This is a genomic window from Miltoncostaea marina, assembly GCF_018141525.1.
GTDB lineage: Bacteria > Actinomycetota > Thermoleophilia > Miltoncostaeales > Miltoncostaeaceae > Miltoncostaea > Miltoncostaea marina.
Genome location: NZ_CP064655.1, coordinates 255,720 through 278,423, shown reverse-complemented (window position 1 = coordinate 278,423; position 22,704 = coordinate 255,720). Strand labels below are relative to the sequence as shown.

25 protein-coding genes and 1 tRNA gene are annotated in these 22,704 nt (G+C 76.6%); 14 read left to right on the top strand and 12 right to left on the bottom strand.

Translation table 11 applies throughout. The features are described 5' to 3' along the window. Window positions 1-77 precede the first annotated feature (77 nt). From rsgA to ITJ85_RS01325, 3 genes are read right to left on the bottom strand one after another with little or no spacing between them, the layout of a single operon-like run. Entirely contained in the window at window positions 78-965 is an 888-nt protein-coding gene (gene rsgA, locus ITJ85_RS01335) for a ribosome small subunit-dependent GTPase A (RefSeq protein WP_217914559.1), read from the bottom strand. Then, window positions 962-1,531 (bottom strand): orotate phosphoribosyltransferase, encoded by a 570-nt coding sequence (gene pyrE / locus ITJ85_RS01330; protein ID WP_217914558.1) that lies wholly within the window; start codon window positions 1,529-1,531, stop codon window positions 962-964. The genes rsgA and pyrE overlap by 4 nt, the downstream gene beginning before the upstream one ends. Window positions 1,532-1,566: 35 nt before the next feature. Continuing rightward, window positions 1,567-1,773: a hypothetical protein gene (locus tag ITJ85_RS01325; RefSeq protein ID WP_217914557.1), complete on the bottom strand. Its 207-nt coding sequence runs from the start codon at window positions 1,771-1,773 to the stop codon at window positions 1,567-1,569. A gap of 94 nt (window positions 1,774-1,867) precedes the next feature. Between ITJ85_RS01325 and ITJ85_RS01320 the strand changes: the two genes are divergently transcribed. The 3 genes from ITJ85_RS01320 to ITJ85_RS01310 all read left to right on the top strand — a co-directional run bounded on the left by ITJ85_RS01320 (window position 1,868) and on the right by ITJ85_RS01310 (window position 2,704). Next, entirely contained in the window at window positions 1,868-2,146 is a 279-nt protein-coding gene (locus tag ITJ85_RS01320; RefSeq protein ID WP_217914556.1) for a NifU N-terminal domain-containing protein, read from the top strand. After that, complete coding sequence (locus ITJ85_RS01315) at window positions 2,143-2,376, top strand: hypothetical protein (protein WP_217914555.1); 234 nt, start codon at window positions 2,143-2,145, stop codon at window positions 2,374-2,376. The genes ITJ85_RS01320 and ITJ85_RS01315 overlap by 4 nt, the downstream gene beginning before the upstream one ends. A 73-nt stretch (window positions 2,377-2,449) precedes the next feature. Continuing rightward, window positions 2,450-2,704, top strand: a complete 255-nt coding sequence (locus tag ITJ85_RS01310) for an amphi-Trp domain-containing protein (protein WP_217914554.1) — start codon at window positions 2,450-2,452, stop codon at window positions 2,702-2,704. A 10-nt stretch (window positions 2,705-2,714) separates the two neighbouring features. Here the strand turns inward: ITJ85_RS01310 and ITJ85_RS01305 are convergent, their stop codons facing one another. From ITJ85_RS01305 to ITJ85_RS01290, 4 genes are read right to left on the bottom strand one after another with little or no spacing between them, the layout of a single operon-like run. Further along, complete coding sequence (locus ITJ85_RS01305; protein ID WP_217914553.1) at window positions 2,715-4,079, bottom strand: TrpB-like pyridoxal phosphate-dependent enzyme; 1,365 nt, start codon at window positions 4,077-4,079, stop codon at window positions 2,715-2,717. A gap of 21 nt (window positions 4,080-4,100) precedes the next feature. Continuing rightward, the gene (locus tag ITJ85_RS01300; protein WP_217914552.1) at window positions 4,101-5,447 is read right to left on the bottom strand and encodes a sensor histidine kinase; all 1,347 of its coding nucleotides are present in this window, start codon (window positions 5,445-5,447) and stop codon (window positions 4,101-4,103) included. Between the two features lie 2 nt (window positions 5,448-5,449). Beyond that, window positions 5,450-6,139, bottom strand: a complete 690-nt coding sequence (locus ITJ85_RS01295) for a response regulator transcription factor (protein WP_217914551.1) — start codon at window positions 6,137-6,139, stop codon at window positions 5,450-5,452. Next, complete coding sequence (locus tag ITJ85_RS01290; RefSeq protein WP_217914550.1) at window positions 6,136-6,591, bottom strand: hypothetical protein; 456 nt, start codon at window positions 6,589-6,591, stop codon at window positions 6,136-6,138. Before ITJ85_RS01290 ends, ITJ85_RS01295 begins: the two co-directional genes overlap by 4 nt. A 93-nt stretch (window positions 6,592-6,684) precedes the next feature. On the opposite strand from ITJ85_RS01290, the gene ITJ85_RS01285 reads away from it, so the two are divergent. Next, window positions 6,685-6,757 (top strand) — tRNA-Phe (locus ITJ85_RS01285). Between the two features lie 489 nt (window positions 6,758-7,246). After that, window positions 7,247-8,059 (top strand): class I SAM-dependent methyltransferase, encoded by an 813-nt coding sequence (locus ITJ85_RS01280; RefSeq protein WP_217914549.1) that lies wholly within the window; start codon window positions 7,247-7,249, stop codon window positions 8,057-8,059. A gap of 91 nt (window positions 8,060-8,150) precedes the next feature. On the opposite strand, the gene ITJ85_RS01275 is transcribed toward ITJ85_RS01280, so the two are convergent. Both ITJ85_RS01275 and ITJ85_RS01270 read right to left on the bottom strand, forming a co-directional pair. Then, complete coding sequence (locus tag ITJ85_RS01275) at window positions 8,151-8,711, bottom strand: outer membrane protein assembly factor BamB family protein (RefSeq protein WP_217914548.1); 561 nt, start codon at window positions 8,709-8,711, stop codon at window positions 8,151-8,153. A 521-nt stretch (window positions 8,712-9,232) separates the two neighbouring features. Beyond that, window positions 9,233-10,096 carry a VOC family protein gene (locus tag ITJ85_RS01270; protein ID WP_217914547.1) on the bottom strand — a complete coding sequence of 288 codons (864 nt, stop codon included), beginning with the start codon at window positions 10,094-10,096 and terminating at the stop codon, window positions 9,233-9,235. Window positions 10,097-10,184: 88 nt separating this feature from the next. On the opposite strand from ITJ85_RS01270, the gene ITJ85_RS01265 reads away from it, so the two are divergent. From ITJ85_RS01265 to ITJ85_RS01245, 5 genes are all read left to right on the top strand, one after another. Beyond that, a complete protein-coding gene (locus ITJ85_RS01265; protein ID WP_217914546.1) occupies window positions 10,185-11,147 on the top strand; it encodes a helix-turn-helix transcriptional regulator in 963 nt (320 codons plus the stop codon). A 184-nt stretch (window positions 11,148-11,331) separates the two neighbouring features. After that, window positions 11,332-11,802, top strand: a complete 471-nt coding sequence (locus tag ITJ85_RS01260; RefSeq protein ID WP_217914545.1) for a pyridoxamine 5'-phosphate oxidase family protein — start codon at window positions 11,332-11,334, stop codon at window positions 11,800-11,802. Then, a complete protein-coding gene (locus ITJ85_RS01255; RefSeq protein ID WP_217914544.1) occupies window positions 11,760-12,680 on the top strand; it encodes a phosphotransferase family protein in 921 nt (306 codons plus the stop codon). Before ITJ85_RS01260 ends, ITJ85_RS01255 begins: the two co-directional genes overlap by 43 nt. Window positions 12,681-12,732: 52 nt before the next feature. After that, window positions 12,733-13,704: an AraC family transcriptional regulator gene (locus ITJ85_RS01250; protein WP_217914543.1), complete on the top strand. Its 972-nt coding sequence runs from the start codon at window positions 12,733-12,735 to the stop codon at window positions 13,702-13,704. A gap of 82 nt (window positions 13,705-13,786) precedes the next feature. Beyond that, the gene (locus ITJ85_RS01245) at window positions 13,787-14,629 is read left to right on the top strand and encodes a Rossmann-fold NAD(P)-binding domain-containing protein (RefSeq protein ID WP_217914542.1); all 843 of its coding nucleotides are present in this window, start codon (window positions 13,787-13,789) and stop codon (window positions 14,627-14,629) included. 6 nt (window positions 14,630-14,635) lie between these two features. Here ITJ85_RS01245 and ITJ85_RS01240 read toward each other — a convergent pair whose 3' ends face one another. Beyond that, the gene (locus tag ITJ85_RS01240; RefSeq protein ID WP_217914541.1) at window positions 14,636-15,085 is read right to left on the bottom strand and encodes an SRPBCC family protein; all 450 of its coding nucleotides are present in this window, start codon (window positions 15,083-15,085) and stop codon (window positions 14,636-14,638) included. Window positions 15,086-15,092: 7 nt separating this feature from the next. Beyond that, window positions 15,093-16,721, bottom strand: coding sequence for an FMN-binding glutamate synthase family protein (locus ITJ85_RS01235; protein WP_217914540.1), 1,629 nt, complete (start codon window positions 16,719-16,721; stop codon window positions 15,093-15,095). 146 nt (window positions 16,722-16,867) lie between these two features. Between ITJ85_RS01235 and ITJ85_RS01230 the strand changes: the two genes are divergently transcribed. The 3 genes from ITJ85_RS01230 to ITJ85_RS01220 are packed head-to-tail and all read left to right on the top strand — an operon-like array spanning window position 16,868 to window position 20,446. Continuing rightward, on the top strand, window positions 16,868-19,321 hold the full coding sequence (locus ITJ85_RS01230) for a molybdopterin oxidoreductase family protein (RefSeq protein ID WP_217914539.1): 2,454 nt from the start codon (window positions 16,868-16,870) through the stop codon (window positions 19,319-19,321). 1 nt (window position 19,322) lies between these two features. After that, window positions 19,323-19,781, top strand: coding sequence for a PA2169 family four-helix-bundle protein (locus tag ITJ85_RS01225; protein WP_217914538.1), 459 nt, complete (start codon window positions 19,323-19,325; stop codon window positions 19,779-19,781). Beyond that, window positions 19,778-20,446, top strand: a complete 669-nt coding sequence (locus tag ITJ85_RS01220) for a GPR1/FUN34/YaaH family transporter (RefSeq protein ID WP_217914537.1) — start codon at window positions 19,778-19,780, stop codon at window positions 20,444-20,446. Before ITJ85_RS01225 ends, ITJ85_RS01220 begins: the two co-directional genes overlap by 4 nt. Before the next feature lie 16 nt (window positions 20,447-20,462). Here the strand turns inward: ITJ85_RS01220 and ITJ85_RS01215 are convergent, their stop codons facing one another. Continuing rightward, window positions 20,463-21,335: a DUF5718 family protein gene (locus tag ITJ85_RS01215; protein WP_217914536.1), complete on the bottom strand. Its 873-nt coding sequence runs from the start codon at window positions 21,333-21,335 to the stop codon at window positions 20,463-20,465. A 68-nt stretch (window positions 21,336-21,403) separates the two neighbouring features. Here ITJ85_RS01215 and ITJ85_RS01210 point away from each other — a divergent pair, with 68 nt between their 5' ends. Further along, a complete protein-coding gene (locus ITJ85_RS01210) occupies window positions 21,404-22,693 on the top strand; it encodes a cytochrome P450 (RefSeq protein ID WP_217914535.1) in 1,290 nt (429 codons plus the stop codon). Window positions 22,694-22,704: the final 11 nt, after the last annotated feature.

The following is a 22,704-nucleotide window of genomic DNA, read 5'->3' as shown; positions in this document are numbered from 1 at the left end:
GGATCGTGCTAGGCCGCACAAACTTATGGCCTGCGTGGAGGGGTGGTCAAGGTGCGGGCCGGCCCGGACGGCGCCGGTCAGCGCATGTCGGCGAGCATCCGGCGGTAGGCGTCGAGCCGCTCCGGCGACACCGCGCCCGGCACGGCGCACCCGGCGTCGCCGTCGTGGGCGCAGCCGCGGAAGCGGCATCCCGCAGCGGCGGCCGCGATCTCCGGGAAGCCCGACTCGAGCGTCGCGCGGTCCATGCGGGGCAGGTGGAACGTGCGCACGCCCGCCGTGTCGACGACCGCCCCGCCGCCGGGCACCGGGATGACCCGAGGGTCGGTGGTCGTGTGCCGGCCGGTCCGCACCTTGCCGCTGATCTCGCCGACCGCCCGCTCGACGCCGGTGAGGGCCCGGGTGAGGCTCGACTTCCCCACCCCGGAGTGCCCGGCCAGGATCGCGGTGCGGCCGTCGACGAGCTCGCGCACCGCCGCCACGAACCCCGGGTCGCGCGTGCAGCCGGCCAGCACGGGGACGCCGATCGCGCGGTAGCGGGCGGCCACCCGGCCCACCTCGTCCGAGTCGTGGGGCAGATCGGTCTTCGTGAGCGCGACGGCGCCCTCCAGGCCGCCCACCTCGCCGGCCACCAGGTACCGGTCGAGCAGCCGCGGGCGCAGCGGCGGGTCGGCCACCGCCGCCACGACGATCAGGAGGTCGGCGTTCGCCACCACGGCGCGCGGGCGCCGCTCGTGGCCGTCGCCGCGCTCCAGCACCGTGCGGCGGGGCAGCACGCGCACGACGACCGGCGTGTCCGGGTCGGGGCGCAGCAGCACCCGGTCGCCGGCCACCGCCGGGCCGCCCGGCACGCGGGGCACGAGGCGGGCCTCCCGCTCCTCGCCGTCGTGCGCGACGGTGGCGGTGGGCCCGGAGACGCGCACGACGAGGGCCTCGGGCTCCGAGGCCGTCCCGCCGCCGGGGGTCACGCCGGGGCGCGCCCCGCCTGCAGGAGCTCCTCCGCGGTGTAGAGCGCGTGCAGCGGCGCGTCGCCCAGCGCCTGCTGGGCCGCCTCGCGACCGCCCTCGCCGCGGTCGATCACGATCGCCGCCGCGACCACCACCCCGCCCGCCTGGCGCGCCTTCTCCACCGCGGCGACGAGGGAGCCCCCGCTCGTGAGCACGTCGTCCACCACGGCGACCGGCGTGCCCTCCTCGATGAACGGGCCCTCGATCCACTGCTGGAGGCCGTGCTTCTTGGCCTCCTTGCGCACGAAGAACCCGGTCACGCGGACGTCCTCGGACCACGCCGCCGCGCTGACGGCGCACACCAGCGGGTCGGCGCCGAGCGTGAGCCCGCCGACCGCCCGGGGGGCGGCGGGGCGCAGGAGGTCCCACATCAGCGCGCCCGCCAGCGCGGCGCCCTCGGGGTCGAGCAGCACCTGGCGGGCGTCGAAGTAGTACGACGAACGGCGCCCGGACGAAAGCCGGACGGACTCGCGCACGAGGGCGTGCTCGCGCAGCAGGTGGCCGAGGCGGTCGCGACGGTCGTTCACGCCGGGCATCCTAGTGGCCCGGCGGGGGGCGCGCGTCAGGCGCGCCGGCGGCCCGTGCCCCCGCAGCCCCCGCACACCACCGGCAGGTACTCGTGACGCAGGCCGCCCTCGAGCGCCTCGAGGTACGACCCGCGGCCCATGCACCAGCCGCAGGGTCTCGGCGTCGCGGGGGCGACGGCGGTCGTGGGGGCGACGGCGGTCGTCGCGGGACCCGGCCGCTGCTGCGTCGGGTCGATCGGCATGCCCATGCCGGTACCTTTCGCCTGGGGCCCGGATCGGGGCCCTGTGAGACTCCATCGACCCGGCCCGCGTCCACCTGAGGAGAGAGGCCAGCGCATGATCGACGTCACCCCCGAGCCGACGCCGAACCCGAACGCCGTCAAGTTCACGCTCGACCGCCCGAGCACCGAGGGGCGGCCGGTGACCTTCCGCGAGGGGTCGGACCCCGCCGACTCGCCGCTCGGCGCGCGCATCTTCGCGCTCGGCGGCGTCACGAACGTCTTCATGACCGCGAACTTCGTGAGCGTCACGAAGGAGGCCGGCGCGGACTGGCAGGAGCTGGTGCCGCGGGTCATCGACGAGCTGCAGGCGCACTTCGGCGGTGACGCGGCGTGAGCCCGACCGGGATCCTCTTCTCCTACGCGATCGGCCTGATCTTCGCCGTGGGCGGGATCGTGTTCCTGGTGGGGCTCGACGACAACCGCTTCCTGTTCGGGATCCCCTACCTGCTGATCGGCCTGGTGATCCTCGGCGGCGTGGCGGCCAGCCAGCGCCGCACCGCCCGGCGCGAGCGCGAGGGCGGCGGGACCGCCGGGCGGGGGCCCGGGCACAAGAGCCCGTACTGATCGCCGTGCCGTCGGCGGCCGGATCGCGCAGAATGCGAGGCGACCGGCCACGACACGACGGAGCGAGCCAGCCGTGAAGCACGTCTTCGACCTCTCAGAGACCGCCACCCACGAGCTGGTGGCCCGCCAGCTGCGCGACCTGGCCGACCAGTTCGCCAGCGGGTCCGTCGACCTCTCCTACGACGAGGAGCACGCCCCGACCGTGGTCGTGGACCCCGTCGACGTGACGGTCGACCTCCACACGCACCGCCACCACGTGGAGCTCAACATCCGCATCGGCTGGCAGACGGCGGACGCGCCGCACCGCGGCCCCCGGCGCGGGCGCTGACCGCCGGCGCCTAGGGCAGCGCCGGGAGGCCCTCCAGGTCTGCGGCGGCAGCGTCGAGCTCCTCCTGAGGGAGCTCGTAGTCGATCATCTCGCCCGACAGGTACGCGTCGTACGCGGCCATGTCGAAGTTGCCGTGGCCGGAGAGGTTGAACAGGATCGTCCGCTCCACGCCCTCCTCGCGGGCCCGCTCGACCTCCTCCACCACGGCCCGGATGGCGTGCGACGGCTCGGGGCCGGGGATGATGCCCTCGGCCCGGGCGAACCGCACCGCCTCGGCGAAGCACTCCCGCTGCTGGTAGGCCCGCGCCTCGACGATCCCGGTCTCGACGAGGTGCGACACGAGCGGCGCCATGCCGTGGTAGCGCAGGCCGCCCGAGTGGATGGCCGCCGGCACGAAGCCGCGGCCGAGCGTGTGCATCGCCAGGAGCGGTGTCATGCCGGCCGTGTCGCCGAAGTCGTAGCCGTAGTGCCCGCGCGTCAGCGTGGGGCAGGCGGCCGGCTCGGCCGCGATGATGCGCAGCGGGCGGCCGGCGGCCGCGTCGGCCAGGAAGGGGAAGACCAGGCCGGCGAAGTTCGAGCCGCCGCCCACGCAGCCGATGATGACGTCCGGCTCCGCGCCGGCCTGGGCGAGCTGCTCGCGCGCCTCCTGGCCCACCACGGTCTGGTGCAGCAGCACATGGTTGAGCACGCTGCCGAGCGAGTAGTTGGTGTCGTCGCGGGTGGCCGCGTCCTCGACCGCCTCGCTGATCGCCATGCCAAGGCTTCCCGTGCTGTCGGGCGTCTCCGCCAGGATCGCCCGCCCGGCCGCCGTGTCGGGCGACGGGCTGGCGACCACCTCGCCGCCCCAGGTGTGGATCATCGAGCGCCGGTACGGCTTGGAGTCGTACGAGGCGCGCACCATGTAGACCTTGCACTCGATCCCGAAGTGCGTGCAGGCGAAGGCTAGCGCCGAGCCCCACTGGCCGGCCCCCGTCTCGGTGGACAGCCGCCTGACGCCCTCCTCGCGGTTGTAGTACGCCTGGGCGACCGACGTGTTCGGCTTGTGGCTGCCCGCGGGGCTGACCCCCTCGTACTTGTAGAAGATCCGGCAGGGGGTGCCGAGCGCCCGCTCGAGCCCGACCGCGCGGTGCAGCGGCGTGGGCCGCCACATGGCGTAGACCTCACGCACCGGGTCCGGGATCGGGATCCAACGCTCGGTGCTGACCTCCTGCTCGATGAGCGACATCGGGAAGATCGGCGCCAGGTCGTCCGGACCGACCGGCTGCCCGGTGCCCGGGTGCAGGGGGGGCGGCGGCAGCGAGGGCAGGTCGGCGGCGACGTTGTACCACCGCGTCGGGACCGACCCCTCGTCCAGCAGATACCGGCGCTGCGACACGACGCCCCCCTCGCTCGACGCTTACTCGACCGGCCCGGAGCCTACCCCCGCGCGCGGCTCCGCCGCGACGCCGGCCGCCGGCAGCCAGACCGTGAACGTCGACCCCTCCCCCGGGGTGCTCTGCACCGTCACCCGGCCGCCCATCAGGGTGGCGAGGCGCCGCACGATCGACAAACCCAGGCCGGAGCCGCCGCCGCGGTCGCGCTCGCGCGCCGACTGGACGCGGTACAGCCGGTCGAAGATGAACGGCAGGTGCTGCGCCTGGATGCCCACCCCGGTGTCGCTGACCGAGATGCCGGCCTGCCCGGGGGCCGTCACCGGCGCGAGGTGCACGAACCCGCCCGCGGGCGTCGCCCGGATGGCGTTCGTGATGAGGTTCGCCAGGATGGTGTCGACGTGCTCCGGGTCCGCCACGGCGGCCAGGTCGCCCTCCGGCGGGTGCAGCGAGACCCCCCGCGCCCGCGCGTCGGCCGCCAGGCGGGCCACGGCGGCCCGCCCCGCGTCCATCAGGTCGATGGTGCGCGGCGCCATGCGCGGCTCGAGGTCGAGCCAGGTCACCAGCTGCAGGTCGCGCACCAGCTCGCGCAGGCGGGCGGCCTCGCCCCGGATGGTCTCGGCGGCCTCGGCGCGGTCCTCCGGCGTGCGCGCGGTGCCGTCGGCGAGGGCGGTCGAGAAGCCCTCGATCGCCGTGACCGGCGTCCGCAGCTCATGGGCGACGTCGGCCAGGAACTCGCGCTGTCGCGCGTCCTGGGCCTCCAGCCGCGCCGTCATGCGGTTGAAGGCGGTCGCCAGGCGCCCGAGCTCGTCGCCGGTGACCGGGGCCCGCACGGTCAGGTCGCCCGCCGTGACCGCCTCGGCCGTGTCGCTCAGGCGGCGCACCGACTCGCGCAGGCCCCCGGTGATGGCGCGGGCGAGCGTCCAGACGAGCGCCGCGGTGGCGAGCAGGCCCGCGGCGATGATCACGATGAAGGCCCAGTCGCCGAAGGGCCCCGTGGCGACGTCGGGCCGCTCCAGCAGCACCTCCACCGGCCCGTAGGTCGCGGTCGCCGACGCCTCCAGCGCGGCCACCGGCAAATTCCAGTGCACGACCTCGCCGGAGACCTCCACCACCATCCGGGTGTCGCCGATGAAGCGCTGCGCGTCGCGCGCGGTCGCGGCGGCCTCGTCCAGCCCGCCGCGCTCGACGGCGATCGCGATCGCCTGCGCCTGCTGGCGCAGCTGGCCCTCCACCCCCTCGCGGGCGCGCGCCTGGACGACGGTCACCGAGACCAGCACCACGGCCACGATCACCGCCACGAGCGCCACGACGATGCCGAGCGCGATGCGCGCCTGCAGGGTCCGCGGCCGCAACTGCGCCAGGAGCCCCACCGCTACCCCTCCGCCGCGGGCGGCTCCAGCCGGTAGCCGACGCCGCGCACGGCGACGATGCCGATGTCGTCGCCCAGCTTGCGGCGCAGGTTCGCCACGTGCACGTCGACCGTCTTGCCGCCGACGGCCGACTGGTAGCCCCAGACCTTCTCGAGCAGGCGGTCGCGCGTGTAGACCACCCGCGGGTGCGCCGCGAGCTCGGCCAGAAGGTCGAACTCGAGGCGCGTCAGCTCCACCTCCTCCCCGTCCACCGTCACGCGCCGGCTGGCCGGCTCCAGCTCGGCCCGGCCCGCCCGCAGCCGCCGGTGCGGGTCGGGCGGCGCGCTCACCCGGCGCATCACGGCCTTGACCCGGGCGACCACCTCGACCGGCGAGAACGGCTTGACGACGTAGTCGTCGGCGCCGAGCTCCAGCCCGGTGATGCGGCTGGCCTCCTCGCCGCGCGCGGTGATCATGATCACCGGCACGCTGCCGACCTCGCGCAGGCGCCGGCACACCTCGTAGCCGTCCATCTCAGGGAGCATCAGGTCGAGCAGCACCAGGTCGATGCCGCCCCGACGCACCTGCTCGAGGGCCGTCTCGCCGTCGGGGGCCTCGGCGACCGTGAACCCGGCGTCGGTCAGGTACATCCGCAGCAGGCGCCGGATCGCCCGCTCATCGTCGACCACCAGGACGTGGCCCCGGCTGGTCACGGCTCGCGCGGCGCCAGGACGAGGAAGACGTGCGCGCCGCGCTCGTGCACGCTCGGCAGGCGCGTGTGCCGGGCGTTGATCGTCCAGCGCAGCCGGTAGACGCCCGCCGCCCAGTCGCGCCCGACCATGATCTCGCTCGACTCCGTGTACGTCCCCGGCGGCTCGGGGGGGAAGCTCTTCGAGGCCACCGTCATGCGCTCGCCGGTCACCGCGTGCTCCACCGTGAACAGGTGGCCGGTGCCGATCCGCTCCGCGCCGTCCACGGCGTAGCCCACCTCGAAGCGGTACGGCTCGCCCGCGCGCACGGCGAACACCGGCTCGCGGTCGGCCTCCTGCGGCGCGATCGTCACCACCCGGGCCGCCCCCTGGGTGAGCGTGAGCGCCGCCGTCGCCGCGCCCGCCGCCACGGCGAGGAGCCCCGCGGCGGCGATGGCGATGGGGAGCCGGCGCATCGGGCCGATGATACTGCGAGTGGCTGCGCCGCTTGAATCGGCGGGGGGCGGGCCCTAGCGTTCGCTGGCCCCTCCGCGCCGCGCGCGGAGCGCGGCGGGATAGCTCAGTTGGTAGAGCACACGACTGAAAATCGTGGTGTCCCCAGTTCGAATCTGGGTCCCGCCATCAGCACCGGAGCCCCGCCGCGGCGGGGCTCCGTCGTGCGCGCCGCCGGCGGTCAGGCGGTGCTCCAGGGGTCGTCGATCAGGAAGCGCGCGGTGCCGTCAGCCTGACGGCGGAGCACGTCGGCGTCGTCGGCCGCGAGGTGGACGGGCCGCCCGTCCGGCCCCGTGCCGTCGAAGGTCCGGGGTGCCCGCGCCGAGGGCGAGGTCGTCGGCCTGCGGGACGCGGGCGACGTCGAGGCGCAGCCCCCTCCTTCGCGACGACGCCGCCCGGGGCACCCCCGGATGCCGGCCGCGCCGCGAGCCGGCTCGCCGGGACTGCGTGGCGAACGCCGCTCCGGGCTCGTGGAGCCGACCCGGTGTCCGCCGACGTACCGCGCGGCGCCGAGGCCGCCGAGGCCCGCACCGCCGGACACGGCCCGAGGGCCCGTCAGGCGATGCGGGCGGCCATACTGCGGGCGCGCGCATCCCTGACCGGAGGAGCCCCCATCCCATGTCGTCCCACATCCACACGAGCCACGAGTCGGTCTCCGGCGGGTTCACCGAGACGGCGTCGGACTACGACGACGCCGTCCGCTTCAACATCGAGGGCGCTCAGCGCCTGGTGCTCTCCATCCCGCCCGGGCGATACGACGACGTGCTCGACGTCGGCTGCGGCACCGGCTGGGCCACCCAGGCGGTGATCGACCGCTTCCGACCGGCCCGCGTCACCGGCGTCGACCCGGCGGTGGGTATGCTGGAGCGCTGCCGGGCCAAGCTCGGCGACCTCGAGGGCGTGGACGTCTCCTTCGTCGAGGCCGACGTGGAGAACATGCCGGTGCCCGACGGCGCCTTCGACCTGGTCGTCTGCTCGATGGCCTACCACTGGTTCCCGCGCAAGTGGGCGGCCGCGGCGGCCATGGCGCGGGCGCTGCGGCCCGGCGGCGTGGTGGCGATCCTCATGTCGGGCCGCGGCGGCGAGCAGGCCTACCGCGACGTGATCGCCAACGTCGAGCCGATCAACTACCGCTGGCTCGGCGCCTTCGACGGCAACCTGCGCGGGCAGGAGGAGATGGAGGACTACCTCGTCCAGGCGGGCCTCGAGCCGCTCGACGTCTGGATGGAGACGCGCGTGCGCCACACCACCGTCGAGGCCTACATGGAGCGCATGCGGGTGGTGGCCGGCCACATGATCGGCGACCAGTCGGAGGCCGAGGTCGCCGACTACGTGGCGAAGATCGAGGCGGAGCTGCGCGCGCGCTCCGGCCCGCGCGGCTGGCGATACGAGTTCGCGAAGCTCTTCGCGATCGCCCGCAAGCCCGCCTGAGCGGCGGGCGCCGCGCCGGCGCGCTACCGCGTGAGGCGGTAGGCCACGACCTGCGGGCGCTGGCCCGGCTCGGCCGGGTAGCTGGCCGCGGTCACGAGGGTGTCGCCCGCGATGGTGAGCGGGGCGTTCGTGCGCGTCGGCAGCGTGCCTGCCAGGCGATGGAGCCGTCGCGCGTGGAGAGCGCGTACACCGTCCCGTCGAAGGTCGTGGTGAACACGAGGTCGTTCGAGATCGTCGCGGCGCCGAGCGCCATCGTGGGCCGCGTCGTCGTCCAGAGCACGCGCCCGGTGGCGACCTCGATGGCCGGGAGCTCGCCGGTGTTGCCCTCGTCGTCGAAGGTGCCGGTCGCGCCGCCGTAGTTGACGTCGAGGTCGCTCAGCGTCGTGGAGAGGTTGGCGACGGCCACGTAGACCACGCCCTCCTCGTAGGCCATGTTGGTCTCGACGCCGCCGTAGACCCCGGGCTGCACCTCGATCGGTGGCTCGATGGTGACGCTGCCCGGCCGCGCGAGGGCCGTGCGGGAGTCGTTGTCGCGGCCGTCGTGGTCGCCCACCGGGACCTTCCAGACGAGCTTCCCGCTCATGGGGTCGATCGCGTAGACGCAGCCCATCGTCCCCGCCGTCACGACGACGGGCCGCTTCGGGTGCGGCACCCAGATCGGGCGAGAGCCGCAGGTCCCAGTCGTGGAAGTCGTTCGGGACGGCCTGGAAGTGCCACTTCAGCCGGGCCTCGGCGCGCGACAACTTCAGCAGGCTGTTGCTGTAGACGAGCGGCGTCGGGTTCTCCAGCGGGAACCGTGGCGTCGTGTACGCGGTGCCGGTGCCGACGCTGACGTCGCCCGCCGGGTCGACCAGCGGGGTGTTCCGGATGCCGCCGGGCGGGTTCTGCGGCGGGAGCACCGAGGGGTCCTTCAGCACGCCGCGACCAGCACGAGGGCGACGGCGGATCTGCCCGCCGCGAGCCGTCACCCGCTCACCTCTCGTCGTCGTCTCGTGACGGACGTCGCACGTCTCCGACCCGCCGGGCGGGCGGCGGCGGGGCCGGCCGGGGGCCGGGGCATCCGGCAGGTTCTGCCGTCTCGCAGGCGAACCTTCGGCAAAGGGCGATCGATGGCGGCCGGGGCGGCGCGGGGCCGGTCCGCACCGGCCCCGCGCGTCGTCCGCCGCCGCGTCCTCACGCGGCCGGCGCGTTCTCCGGGACGAACTGGTTCGCCGTGAACCGCGCGCCCTGCGGGTCGGCGATGACCGCCGAGCGCACCCACGGCGCGTCGTGGGGGTCGATGATCACCCGCCCGCCGAGCTCGGCCGCCCGGGCGGCGACCGCGTCGGCGTCGTCGACGCCGAAGGTCACGCCCCAGTGCGGCTCGACGCCGGCCTCGTCGTCGCCGATGCGCCGGAGGCTCGCGACCACGTCCCAGAAGCCCTCCGGGGCGCCCATCTGCCGCATGCCCTCGACCGTGCCGGGCCGCAGGGTGTCGAGGAAGGCGCCGTACCCGGGCAGGGTCCAGAGGAGGCCGTCGCCGAGGTCGAGCACCTCCCAGCCGAAGACCGCGCCGTAGAAGGCCCGCGCCTGCTCGACGTCGCGGGTGTGCAGGTCATTGAAGTTGACCGCGCCGTGCTCGTTGACCACCTCGGCGCCGCGGTGGCGGCCGGGCTGCCAGAGCGAGATCAGGGCGCCCCCGGGATCGGCGATCGTGGCCGTGCGGCCGGCGTCGAACACGTCGAAGGGCCCCGCGACCACCGTGCCGCCGGCGGCCCGCGCGCGCTCCGCCGTGGCGCCGGCGTCCTCCACCCAGACGTACGTGTTCCAGGTCGCCCGCGGCGGGGCGCCCTCCGGCACCGATCCGATCGCGGCCACGGGACGCCCGCCGATCGTGGCCGTCTGATAGCTGCCGGGCGCGCCGGGCGGCATGGACTCCTCCAGCTCCCACCCGAACAGGCCGCCGTAGAACGCGGCGGCGGCGCGCGGGTCGGGGTGCATGCCGTCGACCCAGCACGGCACGCCCGGGATGTACCGGTCACCGGCTGGCTGGCTCATGGTCCGCTCCTCCCTCTCGTGGCAGTGCGGCGAGCGTACGACCCATTGCGGTCAGGTTCTGTCCTCGACATGCGCGAGCATGCGAGGCGTGAGCTCCACCTCCAGCCGGCTGCTCGACCTGCTCGCGCTGCTCCAGGCGCGTCGCGACTGGCCGGGGGGCGAGCTGGCCCGGCGGCTCGACGTGTCGCCGCGCACGATCCGGCGCGACGTGGAGCGGCTGCGGGCGCTGGGCTACCCGGTCGAGTCGCTGACCGGGCCGGCCGGGTGCTACCGGCTGCGCGCCGGCACGGCGATGCCGCCGCTGCTCGTGGACGAGGAGGAGGCGATCGCGATCGCCGTCGGCCTGCGCACCGCGGCCCGCGCGTCGGTGACCGGCATCGAGGAGACCGCGATCCGGGCGCTGGTGAAGCTGGAGCAGGTGCTGCCGGCCCACCTGCGCCGCCGGGTGGCGGCGCTCGGCGCGGCCACCGTCGCCGCCCCGCCCGGCGGGCCGACGGTCGACCCCCAGCACCTCACGGTCATCGCCGCCGCCTGCCGCGACGGCGAGTGCCTGCGCTTCCGCTACGAGGGCCGCGACGGGGCGCGCAGCCGGCGGGAGGTGGAGCCGCACTCGCTCGTCAATCGCGGCCGGCGCTGGTACCTGGTCGCGTGGGACCGTCGCCGTGAGGCGTGGCGCACCTTCCGGCTCGACCGGCTGGCGGACCCGGTCGCCACGGGCTCGCGGTTCAGTCCGCGCCCGTTGCCGGCCGGCGACGCCGCGGCCTTCGTGGAGGGCGGCCTCGCCGCCGGGGCGAGCCGCCTGGAGGCGCGGGTGACCGTCCACGCGCCGGCGGGCGAGCTGGCCGCGCGCCACCCGCACCTGGCGAGCGCCCTCACGCCGATCGACGAGCGCCGCTGCGAGTACCGGACCTCCGACGACGACGTCCGGTGGCTCGCGATGCGCATCGTGGCGCTCGGCGCCGAGGTGGACGTGCACGAGCCCCCCGAGCTGGTCGAGCACCTGCGCGACATGGCGCGCCGCCTGCTGCGGGCGGCCGGCGAGCCGGGCTGACGCCCGCGGCCCGGGCGTGACGTCCGCGGCGGTGGTGCGCCCGGGCGCCCCCCGGCGACCGTCGGCCGGGTGCGGGCGCCGCCCGCCGGGTGGATACTTCGCCGGCATGCGGAGGCATCTCGTCACGCCGCCGGCGGCGCGCACGCGGCCCGGAGGCGGCCCGCCGGGACGGGCGGCCTGAGCGGTGGCGCGCTGGGGCGACGTCGAGGCCGAGGTGCCCGAGCTCGCGGCGGAGGCGCGCGGCTTCCTCGACGCGTTCACCCACACGACCCTCGCGACCCTGCGTCGCGACGGCTCGCCGCGCATCAGCGGGACGGAGGTCGTGATCGCGCGCGGCGACCTGTGGCTCGGCAGCATGTGGCGCTCGGTGAAGGCGCTCGACCTCCGCAGGGATCCCCGCTTCGCCCTCCACAGCGGGTCGGCCGACCCGCCGGCCTGGCGGGGCGACGCCAAGCTCGCGGGGCGGGTCGAGGAGGTCACCGCCCCCGACCTGGTGCGCGAGGTCAACGGCGAGGCGGCGGGCGGCGGGCGCTCGCACCTCTTCCGGGCCGACGTCACGGAGCTCGTGGTGATCCGGCTCGGCGACCCGCCGGACCACATCGTGATCGAGTCGTGGCACGAGGGTCGCGGCCTGTCGCGCCGGGAGCGCCGCTGAGCGGCGCCGGCGCGGAGCTGCGGCGGCTGCTCGCCGCGCACCTGCCGGAGCTGGCCGGGGCGCCCGTGCGCGCCCTCGGCGCGGGGACGGACCACGCCGCGACCCTGGTCGGCGGCCGCATGGTGGTGCGCGTCGCCGCCGAGCGGGATCCGGCCGCGCGCGCCGCGGCGGTGCGCCGCGAGGCCCGGCTGCTGGAGGCGATCGGCGACCGCGTGCCGGTGGCGGTGCCCCGGCCGGCGCTGGCCGTGCCCGATCGCGGCCTGCTGGCCTACCCGCTCCTGCCGGGCGCGCCGCTGCTCGCGCTGGCCCCCGGGCGGCGCGCGGCCGCCGCGCCCGCCGTCGGCGCGACGCTCGGCGGCCTGCTGGCGGCGCTCCAGGCGGTGCCGGAGACGGTGGCGGCCGGGCTCGCCGACCCCGACGACGACCCGCCGGACGCGTGGCTCGCCGAGGCGGCGGAGCTGTACGCGGCCGTCGCCGGCGCGGTGCCCCGGGCCCACCGCCCCGCGATCGAGGCGTTCCTCGCGGCCCGGCCGCCCGCCCCGCCCGCGCGGCTGACGCTGTGCCACTGCGACCTCGGCGCCGAGCACGTGCTCGTGGCGGGGCCGGGGGGGCGCGTGACCGGGGTGATCGACTGGGGAGACGCCGCCCTGGCCGACCCGGCCCGCGACCTCGGGCGCGTGCTGCGCGACCTGGGCCCGGCGGGCCTGCGGGCCGCGCTCGCGGCGATGGGCGGCGAGGCCGACGCGGGACTGCGCGAACGCGCGCTGTTCCACGCCCGCTGCGCGCTGCTGGAGGACCTCGCCTACGGCGTCCGGGAGGGGCGGCCAGCCTACGTCGCGGCCGGCCTGGCCGCGCTCGCCTGGGTGCTGCCGGCCTGAGCGGCGCGGCAGCCCTGGCCGCCGCGCGTGCGCCCGCCGTACGCTGGACCGCATGGACGCCGTCGCGGGGCTGCTCGACGGGCCGCGTGCGCGCGGGGCCTTCCTGCTGCGCTCGACGATGGACCCGCCGTGGTCGCTGCGCGCCCGGGACGAGGCGCCGCTGACGCTGGTGGCCGTGGTGCGCGGGGGCGCCTGGCTGCTGCCCGACGCCGGTGACCCGCTGCGTCTGGCGGCGGGCGACGTGGCGGTGGTGCGCGGCCCCGATCCGTACACGGTCGCCGACGACCCCGGGACGGCGCCGACCGTGGTCATCCACCCCGGGCAGCGCTGCACGACGCCCGACGGCGTCGAGCTCTCGGGGATGATGGCCCTCGGCGTGCGCACCTGGGGCAACAGCGCCGACGGCGCCACCACCCTGCTGACCGGCACCTATCCGGCGCGCGGCGAGGTGAGCGACCGCCTGCTGCGGGCGCTGCCGGGCGTGGTCGTGGTGCGGTCGGACGCCTGGGAGACGCCGCTGGTGGGGCTGCTCGCCGCCGAGATCGCCCGCGACGACCCGGGCCAGGAGGCGGTCCTCGACCGGCTGCTCGACCTGCTGCTGATCGCCGCGCTGCGGGCCTGGTTCGCCCGGCCGGACGCCGGCGCGCCGGGCTGGTACCGCGCCTACGCCGACCCGGTGGTCGGCCCGGCGCTGCGGCTGCTGCACAACGGCCCCGAGCAGCCGTGGACGGTCGAGCGGCTGGCGCGCGCCTGCCGGGTCTCGCGCGCGGCGCTCGCCCGCCGCTTCACCGCGCTGGTCGGCGAGCCGCCGATGAGCTTCCTCGCCGGCTGGCGCATCGCCCTCGCCGCCGACCTGCTGCTGGAGCCGGGCGCGACGGTCGGCTCGGTCGCACGGCAGGTGGGCTACGGGAGCCCGTTCGCGCTCAGCACGGCCTTCAAGCGCATCCGGGGCGTCAGCCCGCAGGAGCACCGGCGGCGGGCCCGCGCCGCCGGCGACCCGGACATCGTGGACGCTCGCGCATGATCCCGAGCGATCCGGCCATGGAACGTCCCGCCCGCTCGTCGTTTGATCGCCGCAGGACGCAGGCGACGACGAGGGGGCCGACATGGGCACGACGGTGGTCATCGGCGGGGGCGGCACCACCGGGCGGCGGGTGGCGGCGCGGCTGGCGGCGCGGGGCGAGGCGGTCCGGCTCGCCTCGCGCCGCAGCCCCGTGCGCTTCGACTGGGACGACCGGGGCACCTGGGCGCCCGTCCTGCGCGGCGCGACGTCGGCCTACATCGCGTACGCGCCCGACCTGGCCGTGCCCGGCGCCGACGCCGCGGTCGGCGACCTTGCCGGGCTGGCGGCGCGCACCGGCGTGCGCCGGCTGGTGCTGCTGTCGGGCCGCGGCGAGGAGGGCGCGCGGCGGGCCGAGGCTGCGCTGCGCGCCGCGGGCGCGGAGTGGACGATCCTGCGCTGCGCCTGGTTCGCCCAGAACTTCAGCGAGGGACACCTGCTGGAGCCGCTGCTCGCCGGCGAGCTGGCCCTGCCCGTCGGCGACGTGCCGGAGCCGTTCGTGGACGTCGACGACGTCGCCGACGTCGCCGTCGCCGCCCTCACCGGGGACGGGCACGGCGGGCGGGTCCACGAGCTCACCGGGCCGCGGGCCCTGACCTTCGCGGGCGCGGTCGACGAGATCGCGCGCGCGGCGGGCCGCGAGCTGCGCTTCGCGACCGTCCCCATGGACGCCTTCACGGCCGGCCTGGAGGGCGCGGGCACGCCCCCGGACGTCGTCCGGCTGATGCGCCACCTGTTCACCGAGGTGCTCGACGGGCGCAACGCGCGGCCCACGGACGGCGTGCGCCGGGCGATCGGCCGCGAGGCGCGCGACTTCGGCGCGTTCGCCCGCGACGCCGCGGCCGCCGGCGCCTGGCGGGCGCCGGCGGGGCGACCGCTGCCCGCCTGAGCCCGCTCAGCCGCCGGGGGCCGGCCCGCCGTCCTGCAGCAGGTCGCGCAGGCGGGCGAGGTCGGCCCGCGCGGAGCGCCCGACGGCGGCCCCGATCGCCCGGTCCGCCAGCGCGCGCAGCCCCGACCCGCCCGCCAGCCGCAGCTCGAACGTGACCCGGCAGCCGCGAGGGGCGGGCGCGACGGTGAACCGCGCGCCGCCGTCGACCGGCGAGGACAGCCGGAACGCGATGCGCCGCCCCGGCTCGACCTCGGCGACGGCGAAGCGGACGTCGATCCGGCGGCCCGCCGCGGTGACGATCTCGCGGTAGCGGGCGCCGGGTCGCCCGGGCTCACCGTCGAGCAGGGCGACCTCGTGCACGTTCGCGCGCCACTCGGCGTCGCGGCCGGGATCCCCCACCAGGGCGAACGCCGCCTCGGGAGGGACGGCGATCTCGACGTGCTCCTCGACGCGCACGGCGCCGCTACGGCACCCGGGGGAGCTCGCGCCGGCCGGTGGGGATCTCCCGCTTGCGCGCCTCTGGCCGGACGGTGGCGAGCTCGCCCATCAGGCGCAGCAGCTCGTCGCGGTCGGCGTCGGACGGCAGGCCCCAGCCGGCCGTGTAGTTGAACTCCTTCGCCGCGGGCAGCGACCCCAGGCCGTCGAGCAGCTCGATCGCGTTGAGGTCGACGAGGGCGGGGTGGGGAACGCCGCAGGTGCGGGCCAGCCGCACGAGCTCCGCCCGCAGGCCCGCCAGGTAGTTGGCGCACCGCTCGCCGGCCCGCACCGGGTCCAGCCCGCGCTGCAGCCAGGCCGAGTTGGTCGCGACGCCGGTGGGGCACCGGCCGGTGTGGCAGCGCTGGGCCTGGATGCAGCCCACCGAGAGCATCGCCTCGCGACCCACGTTGACGAGGTCGGCGCCCATCGCGAAGGCCAGCAGCGCGTTGGAGGGCAGGCCCAGCATCCCCGACGCGCCGAACACCACCTCGTCGGCGATGCCGGCCTCGGCGAAGGTGCGGTACACGCGTGAGAGGGCCAGCCGCAGCGGCAGCGCCACGTGGTCGGTGAAGGCCAGCGGCCCCGCGCCGGTGCCGCCCTCGCCGCCATCGATGGTGATGAAGTCCGGGCCGGCGCGCTCGTCGGACATCCGGCGGGCCAGGTCGTCCCAGAAGCCCTGCTCGCCGACCGCCGACTTGACGCCGACGGGCAGGCCGGTGGCGTCGGCGATGCGCTCGATGAACTCGACCAGGCCGTCGAGGTCACCGAACTCCGTGTGGCCGGACGGGCTCTGGCAGTCCTCGCCCACCGGCACGCCGCGGGCGGCGGCGATGTCGGGGGTCACCTTCGCGCCGGGCAGCAGCCCGCCGACGCCCGGCTTGGCGCCCTGGCTGAGCTTGATCTCGATCGCCCGCACGGGGTTCTCGGCGACGACCTCCTGCAGCCTCGGCAGGCTGAACCGGCCGCGCTCGTCGCGGCAGCCGAAGTAGGCGGTGCCGATCTGGAAGACGAGCTCGGCCCCGTGCTGGTGGTGGACGCTCAGGCCGCCCTCGCCGGTGTTGTGCAGGCAGCCCGCGGCGGCGCAGCCGCGGTTGATCGCCTCGACGGCGTGCGAGCCGAGCGCGCCGAAGCTCATGCCCGACACGTTGACCGCGGAGGCGGGGCGGAACGCGTGGCGGCGGCCGTGGCGCGCGCCCACGACCTTCGCACAGGGCAGCGGCCACCCCGCCGGGTCGCCGCCGGGCGGCGGGTGCAGCGGGAACTCGGCCTGCTTGACCAGCACGTGCCCGGGACGCCGCGACCAGTCGGTGTCGGTGCCGAAGCCGAAGTGCGGATCCTGCCGCTTGGCGGTCGCGTAGACCCAGCGCCGCTGGTTGCGCGAGAAGGGCCGCTCCTCGTCGTTGCCCGTGACGATGTACTGGCGCAGCTCGGGCCCGAAGGCCTCGAGGATGTAGCGCAGGTGACCGACCACCGGGAAGTTGCGCAGGATGGCGTGCTTGCGCTGGGTGAGGTCGTAGGCGACGACCCCCGCCAGCGCGGCGCCGGCCACGCCGAGCGCGCGGCGCGGGCGCCGCCCGGGGGTCGCGCGGTCCGGGATGCGGGGCACAGGGGCCATCGCGGTGTCCTACCGCCGCGGGCGGCCCCGCGCAACCGCCGGGCGGGCACCCGACCCGCGCGGCGGTCGCGGGGGGACCGCCGATGTTCGCCCGCGCGGCCGGGCGGGCAGCGAACGGGGATCGCAGCAGGCCGGAAGGAGTGACGATGCCCGACCGGATCGCCGATCCGTGGGGTCCGCGGACGCCGTACGCCCGCGGCGGGGAGTGGCCGGCGAGGACCGACGTCTTCCTCGAGGAGGGCACGCGGGAGGAGGACGTCGAGCGCTGGGTGCAGACCGCCTCGATCCTGCACTCGAACGGCGACGCGTACGACATGGCCGTGCGGGACGGCCGCCTCGTGGGCGTGCGGGGCCGGGCGGTCGACCGGGTCAACCGCGGCCGCCTGGGCCCCAAGGACCTCTTCGGCTGGCAGGCGAACCGCTCGCGCGACCGGCTCACCCGCCCGCTGGTGCGCGAGGGCGGCCGGCTGGTGGAGACCGACTGGGACACGGCGATGGGGCGCGTGGTGGAGCGCTCGCGCGAGCTGCTCGGCAGCGGCCCGGGCGGGTGGGGGCGCTTCGGCTTCTACACCAGCGGCCAGCTCTTCCTGGAGGAGTACTACACGCTGGGCGTGATCGGGAAGGCCGGCATCGGCACGCCGCACATGGACGGCAACACCCGCCTCTGCACGGCGACCGCCGCGGCGGCGCTCAAGGCGAGCTTCGGCACCGACGGCCAGCCGGGCTCGTACACCGACGTCGACCACTGCGACGCGATCGCCGTCTACGGCCACAACGTGGCCGAGACGCAGACGATGCTCTGGGCCCGCATGCTCGACCGCCTGCACGGCGCCGACCGGCCGGCGCTGCTGTGCGTCGACCCGCGCCTGACGCCGGTCGCCCGCGAGGCCGACGTCCACCTGGCGCCGGTCAGCGGCACCAACCTCGCGCTGATGAACGGCCTCGTGCACGAGCTCATCCGCAACGGGTGGATCGACGAGCGCTACGTGCGCGCCAGCACGCTCGGCTTCGAGGCGCTCGAGCGGCTCACGGCCGGCTACCCGCCGGGCCGGGTCGCGGACATCTGCCGCGTGCCGTCGGACGACGTCCGCGCCGCGGCCCGCCTGCTCGGCACCTGCTCGCGGCTGCTGTCGACGGTGCTGCAGGGCTTCTACCAGTCACACGAGGCGACCGCGGCGTCGTGCGCGGTGAACAACATCCACCTGCTGCGGGGCATGATCGGCCTGCCGGGCGCCGGCATCTACCAGATGAACGGGCAGCCGACCGCCCAGAACACGCGCGAGACCGGCGCCGACGGCGACCTGCCCGGCATGCGCAACTGGGACAACGCCGAGCACATCCGCGAGCTGGCCGCGCTGTGGAACGTGGACCCCGCGATCATCCCGCACTGGGCCCCGCCGACCCACGCGATGCAGATCTTCCGCTACGCCGAGCAGGGCTCGATCCGGCTGCTGTGGGTGTCGGCGACCAACCCGGCCGTCTCGCTGCCCGACCTCGGCCGGATCCGGTCGATCCTCGGCAGGGAGGAGCTGTTCCTGGTCGTGCAGGACCTGTTCCTCACCGAGACCGCCCGCCTCGCCGACATCGTGCTGCCGGCGGCCACATGGGGCGAGAAGCTCGGCACCTTCACGAGCGTCGACCGCACGGTGCACATCTCCGAGACGGCCGTGGAGCCGCCCGGCGAGGCCCGGCCCGACCTGGACATCTTCCTCGACTACGCGCGGCGGATGGACTTCCGCGACCGCGACGGCGCGCCGCTGGTGAAGTGGCACGACGCGGAGGGGGCCTTCGAGGCGTGGAAGGCCTGCTCGCGGGGCCGGCCGTGCGACTACACGGGCATCACCTACGACATGCTGCGCGGCGGCAGCGGCGTGCAGTGGCCCTGCACCGACGAGGCGCCGCACGGCACGGAGCGGCTCTACGCCGGCGGGCGGTTCAACACCGACCCCGACTTCTGCGAGACGTACGGCCACGACCTGACGACCGGCGCGGCTCACACGGAGGCGGAGTACCGCGCGAGGGAGCCGCGCGGCCGGGCGTTCCTGCAGGCGCACGAGTGGACCCCGCCCCCCGAGCGCACGAGCGACGACTACCCGCTCGTGCTGACCACCGGGCGCACGGTCTACCACTTCCACACGCGCACGAAGACCGGGCGCGCGTCGCAGCTCGCGGCGGCCGCGCCGGACGTGTGGGTGGAGCTGAACGCCGCCGACGCGGCGGCGCTGGGAGCGTCGGAGGGCGACCGGATGCGGGTCGAGTCGCCGCGCGGCGCGATCGAGGCGCCCGCCCGCATCTCCGGCGTGCGCCCCGGGGTGGTCTTCGTGCCGTTCCACTACGGCTACTGGGACGCCGGCGATGCCGCCGGCCCCGGCGCCGGCGCCGGGCGGGCGGCCAACGAGCTGACCATCACGGCATGGGACCCGGTGTCGAAGCAGCCCGCCTTCAAGGTCGCCGCCGTGCGGGTGACGCGCCTGGGCGCCGGCGACGGGCCGTCGCCCGCCCCGACGACCGGCGCGTCGGCGCCGGCCGCCGGCGTCGCCGCGCCCGCCACGACGGGCGGCGCGGCCGCCGAGGCGCGGTCGAGGATGGAGGAGGCCTGACGTGCACCTCGCCGACTACCTCGGCCTGCTCCACCGCTCGGAGGGCGAGCTCGCCGACGCCTTCCGCACCGTCGCGCGCGGTCACGCCGAGGAGCCGGACGTGTTCCACATCTGCGAGCGCCTGGCGGCGCAGTGCGACCGCCACGCCGCGGCGCTGCGGCCGTTCGCCGAGCGCTACGGCGAGGAGCAGGAGGACGAGCCCGAGCGCCTGCACTCCGACCTGTTCGGCGACGGCGTGCGCAGCGGCGGCCTGGGCCTGCTGCGCGACCTGCACGACCTGTACCTGATGGCCAGCGAGTGCGACATCTCGTGGACGATGATCGGCCAGGGGGCGCAGGGCGCGCGCGACACCGAGCTGCTCGCCGTGGTGGACGCGTGCGAGCACGAGACGGCGACCCAGCTCGCGTGGCTGCGGACCCGGATGAAGCAGGCGGCACCCCAGGCGCTCGTCGTCGCGTGAGCGCCGCGCCCGGCCCCGAGGCGCGGGTGGTGCTGCGCCCGCTCGCCACGCCCCTGCCGCTGGGCTTCCTGGCGCTGGCCGGCGGCACGCTGATGATGTCCGGGCTCGAGCTCGGCTGGATCGGGGCGTCCGAGCGCGAGCAGGTGGGCGTGATCCTGCTCGCCTTCGTGGTGCCGCTGCAGCTCGTGTCGTCGGTGCTCGGGTTCGCCGCGCGGGACGTGGTCGCGGGGACGGCGATGGGGGTGCTCGCCGGCACGTGGCTGTCGTCGTCGCTCGTCCTGCTGACGACGGCGGCCGGCGCGCGCAGCGACGCCCTCGGCACCATCCTCGCCCTGGCCGCCGTGGCGCTGCTGGTGCCTGCCCTCGCCGCGGCCGGGACGAAGGTCGTGCCGGCCGCGGTGGTCGCCACCTCGTCCGCGCGCTTCGCGGTGACCGGCGCCGACGAGCTGGGCGCCGAGGCCATGCGCCGGCCCGCGGGGGTCGTGGGGCTCGCGCTGTGCGCGCTCGCGGTCTACGCCGCGCTGGCCCTGGCGCTCGAGGACGCGCGCGGGCGCACGGTGCTGCCCGTCGGGCGGCGCGGGGGCGGCCGGCGGGCGATCGACGGCTCGCTCGCCGATCAGCTGGCCGACGTGGCGCGGGAGGCGGGGGTGCGGCGCGGGCTGTGACGGGCCGGCGGCGGGCTCAGCCGGCGGCGTACACCGCCTGGGTGAGCACGGAGGCTGCGGGCAGATCGCCCTCCTCGCCGCGCTCCACCGCCGCCTCCACCCGCTCGGACGGGCATCGCGACGCGTCGTAGACCACGACGACGGCCTCGTCGCCGGCCTCGAGGTACGTCGACTCGCCGAGGGGCGTGTAGCGGGTGGCGCCGATGCCGACCAGCAGCGTCGCGGGCCGCCCCGCGGCGGCCAGGTACTCGCCCACGGGCTCGAGCGGCGACCCCGGCGCGTCGCCGGCCTGGTGGCGCAGGCGGTCGGCGATCCAGTCGAGCAGACGGGCGCCGTAGTAGGAGTAGCCGGGGAGCGGGCTGTCGATGCCGTAGGCGCGGGCCACCCCGTCGCGGCGCAGGAAGCTCGCGAGCCGGAAGGACGCCGTCGGGCCGGCCGGGTCGAGGTCGTCGACGGCGAACGCCCGCCGCGCGACCCCCTTCGAGTCGGGCCCCCAGTTCTTCTTGTGGCTGATCTTGGGCGCCCCCGGCCGCCGGATCGAGCAGTCGTTGAACGCGCCCAGCGCCCGCGGCGCGAGCCCCTCCACGGCGCCGTCCGCGGCGTAGCGGACGTCCATGAGCACACCCGCCTCGGGCTCGATCTGCAGGTTGACCGGCCCGCCGTCCGGCCGCGGGCGCGCCAGCCGGTCGTGCGAGAGCGGGAAGACGCCGAGGAAGCCGGGGGCGCCGGGCACGTACCAGGGGAAGACGCCCTTCGGCGCCTCGTCGGGGCCGGTCGCGACGGCCGCGAAGTCGGCCGCCTCGCCCGCCTGCTCGAGGTGGCCGGCGAAGTTGCCGGCGACGCCGGCGCCGAAGGCGCCGCGCAGCCCGGCCAGGTCGAGGTCGATCACGGCGGGGGAGCGTACCGGCCGGCGGGGGGCGGCGTTTCCGCGCCGGGCGGGCGCGGTACGGATGACCCATGGCCGCCATGCCCTCGGAGCGGGCGCCCGACAGCACGCTCGCGCTCCTGCGGGACCCGTACGGCTGGATCGGCCGCCGCTGCGACGCGCACGGCTCCGACGCCTTCGCCGCCCGCCTGCTGCTGCAGCCGACGATCTGCATGCGCGGCGCCGACGCGGCCCGGCTCTTCTACGACGAGCGCCGGTTCGCCCGCGCCACGGCGGCGCCGCGGCGGCTGCGCGCGACCCTGTTCGGCCGCGGCGGCGTGCAGACGCTGGACGACGCCGAGCACGCGGCCCGCCGCGCGCTGTTCCTGCGCGCGCTGGCGCCCGACCGCGTCGACGCGCTCGCGACCCGCGTCGCCGACGCCTGGGGCGTGCGCATCGCCCGCTGGGAGGACCGCGAGCGGGTCGTGCTCGCCGACGAGGTGGGCGAGCTGCTGTGCGAGGCCGCCTGCGCGTGGGCGGGCGTGCCGCTCGGGCCCGCCGAGGTGCCGCGGCGCACCCGCGCGATGCACCTGATGATCGACAGCGCCGCCGCGGTGGGCCCCCTGCACCTGCGCGGGCGGCGCGGCCGCGGCCGCGCCGAGCGGTGGGCCGCGCGGCTGGTGCGCCGCGCGCGCCGGGGGCGGCTCGCCGTCGAGCCCGGGACGGCCCTGCACCTGCTCGCGGGGCACCGCGACCCCGGCGGCAGGTTGCTGCCGCCCCGCGTCGCGGCCGTCGAGCTGCTCAACCTGCTGCGCCCCACCGTGGCGGTCGACCGCTTCGTGGTGTTCTGCGCCCTCGCGCTCGTCGAGCACCCGGAGTGGCGCGAGCGGCTGCGCGACGATCCGTCGCTGACCGGCCCGTTCGTGCAGGAGGTGCGCCGCACCGCGCCGTTCTTCCCGGCGGTGGCGGCGCGCGTGCGGGCGACCTTCGAGTGGCGCGGGATGCGCTTCCCGGCCGGGCGGCGCGCGCTGCTCGACCTGTACGGCACCGACCACGACGGGCGCGTCTGGGACGACCCCCGCCGCTTCCGGCCCGAGCGCTTCCTCGAGCGCGAGCCCGGACCGTTCGAGCTGGTGCCGCAGGGCGGCGGGGGCGCGGTGCGCGGCCACCGCTGCCCCGGCGAGGCGCTCACGATCGCGCTCATGCGGGTGAGCGTCGACGCCCTCGTGCGCCGTATGCGGTACGACGTGCCGCCCCAGGACCTGCGCCCCCGCCGCTCGCCGCGCGCCCCCGCACTTCCGGCGAGCGGCTTCGCCATCGCGCGGGTCCGCCGCGCAGGGCCCGTCCCCCTCGATGGTCCAGGGGCTGTGAGCGCCGCGTAAAGACCGCCCCC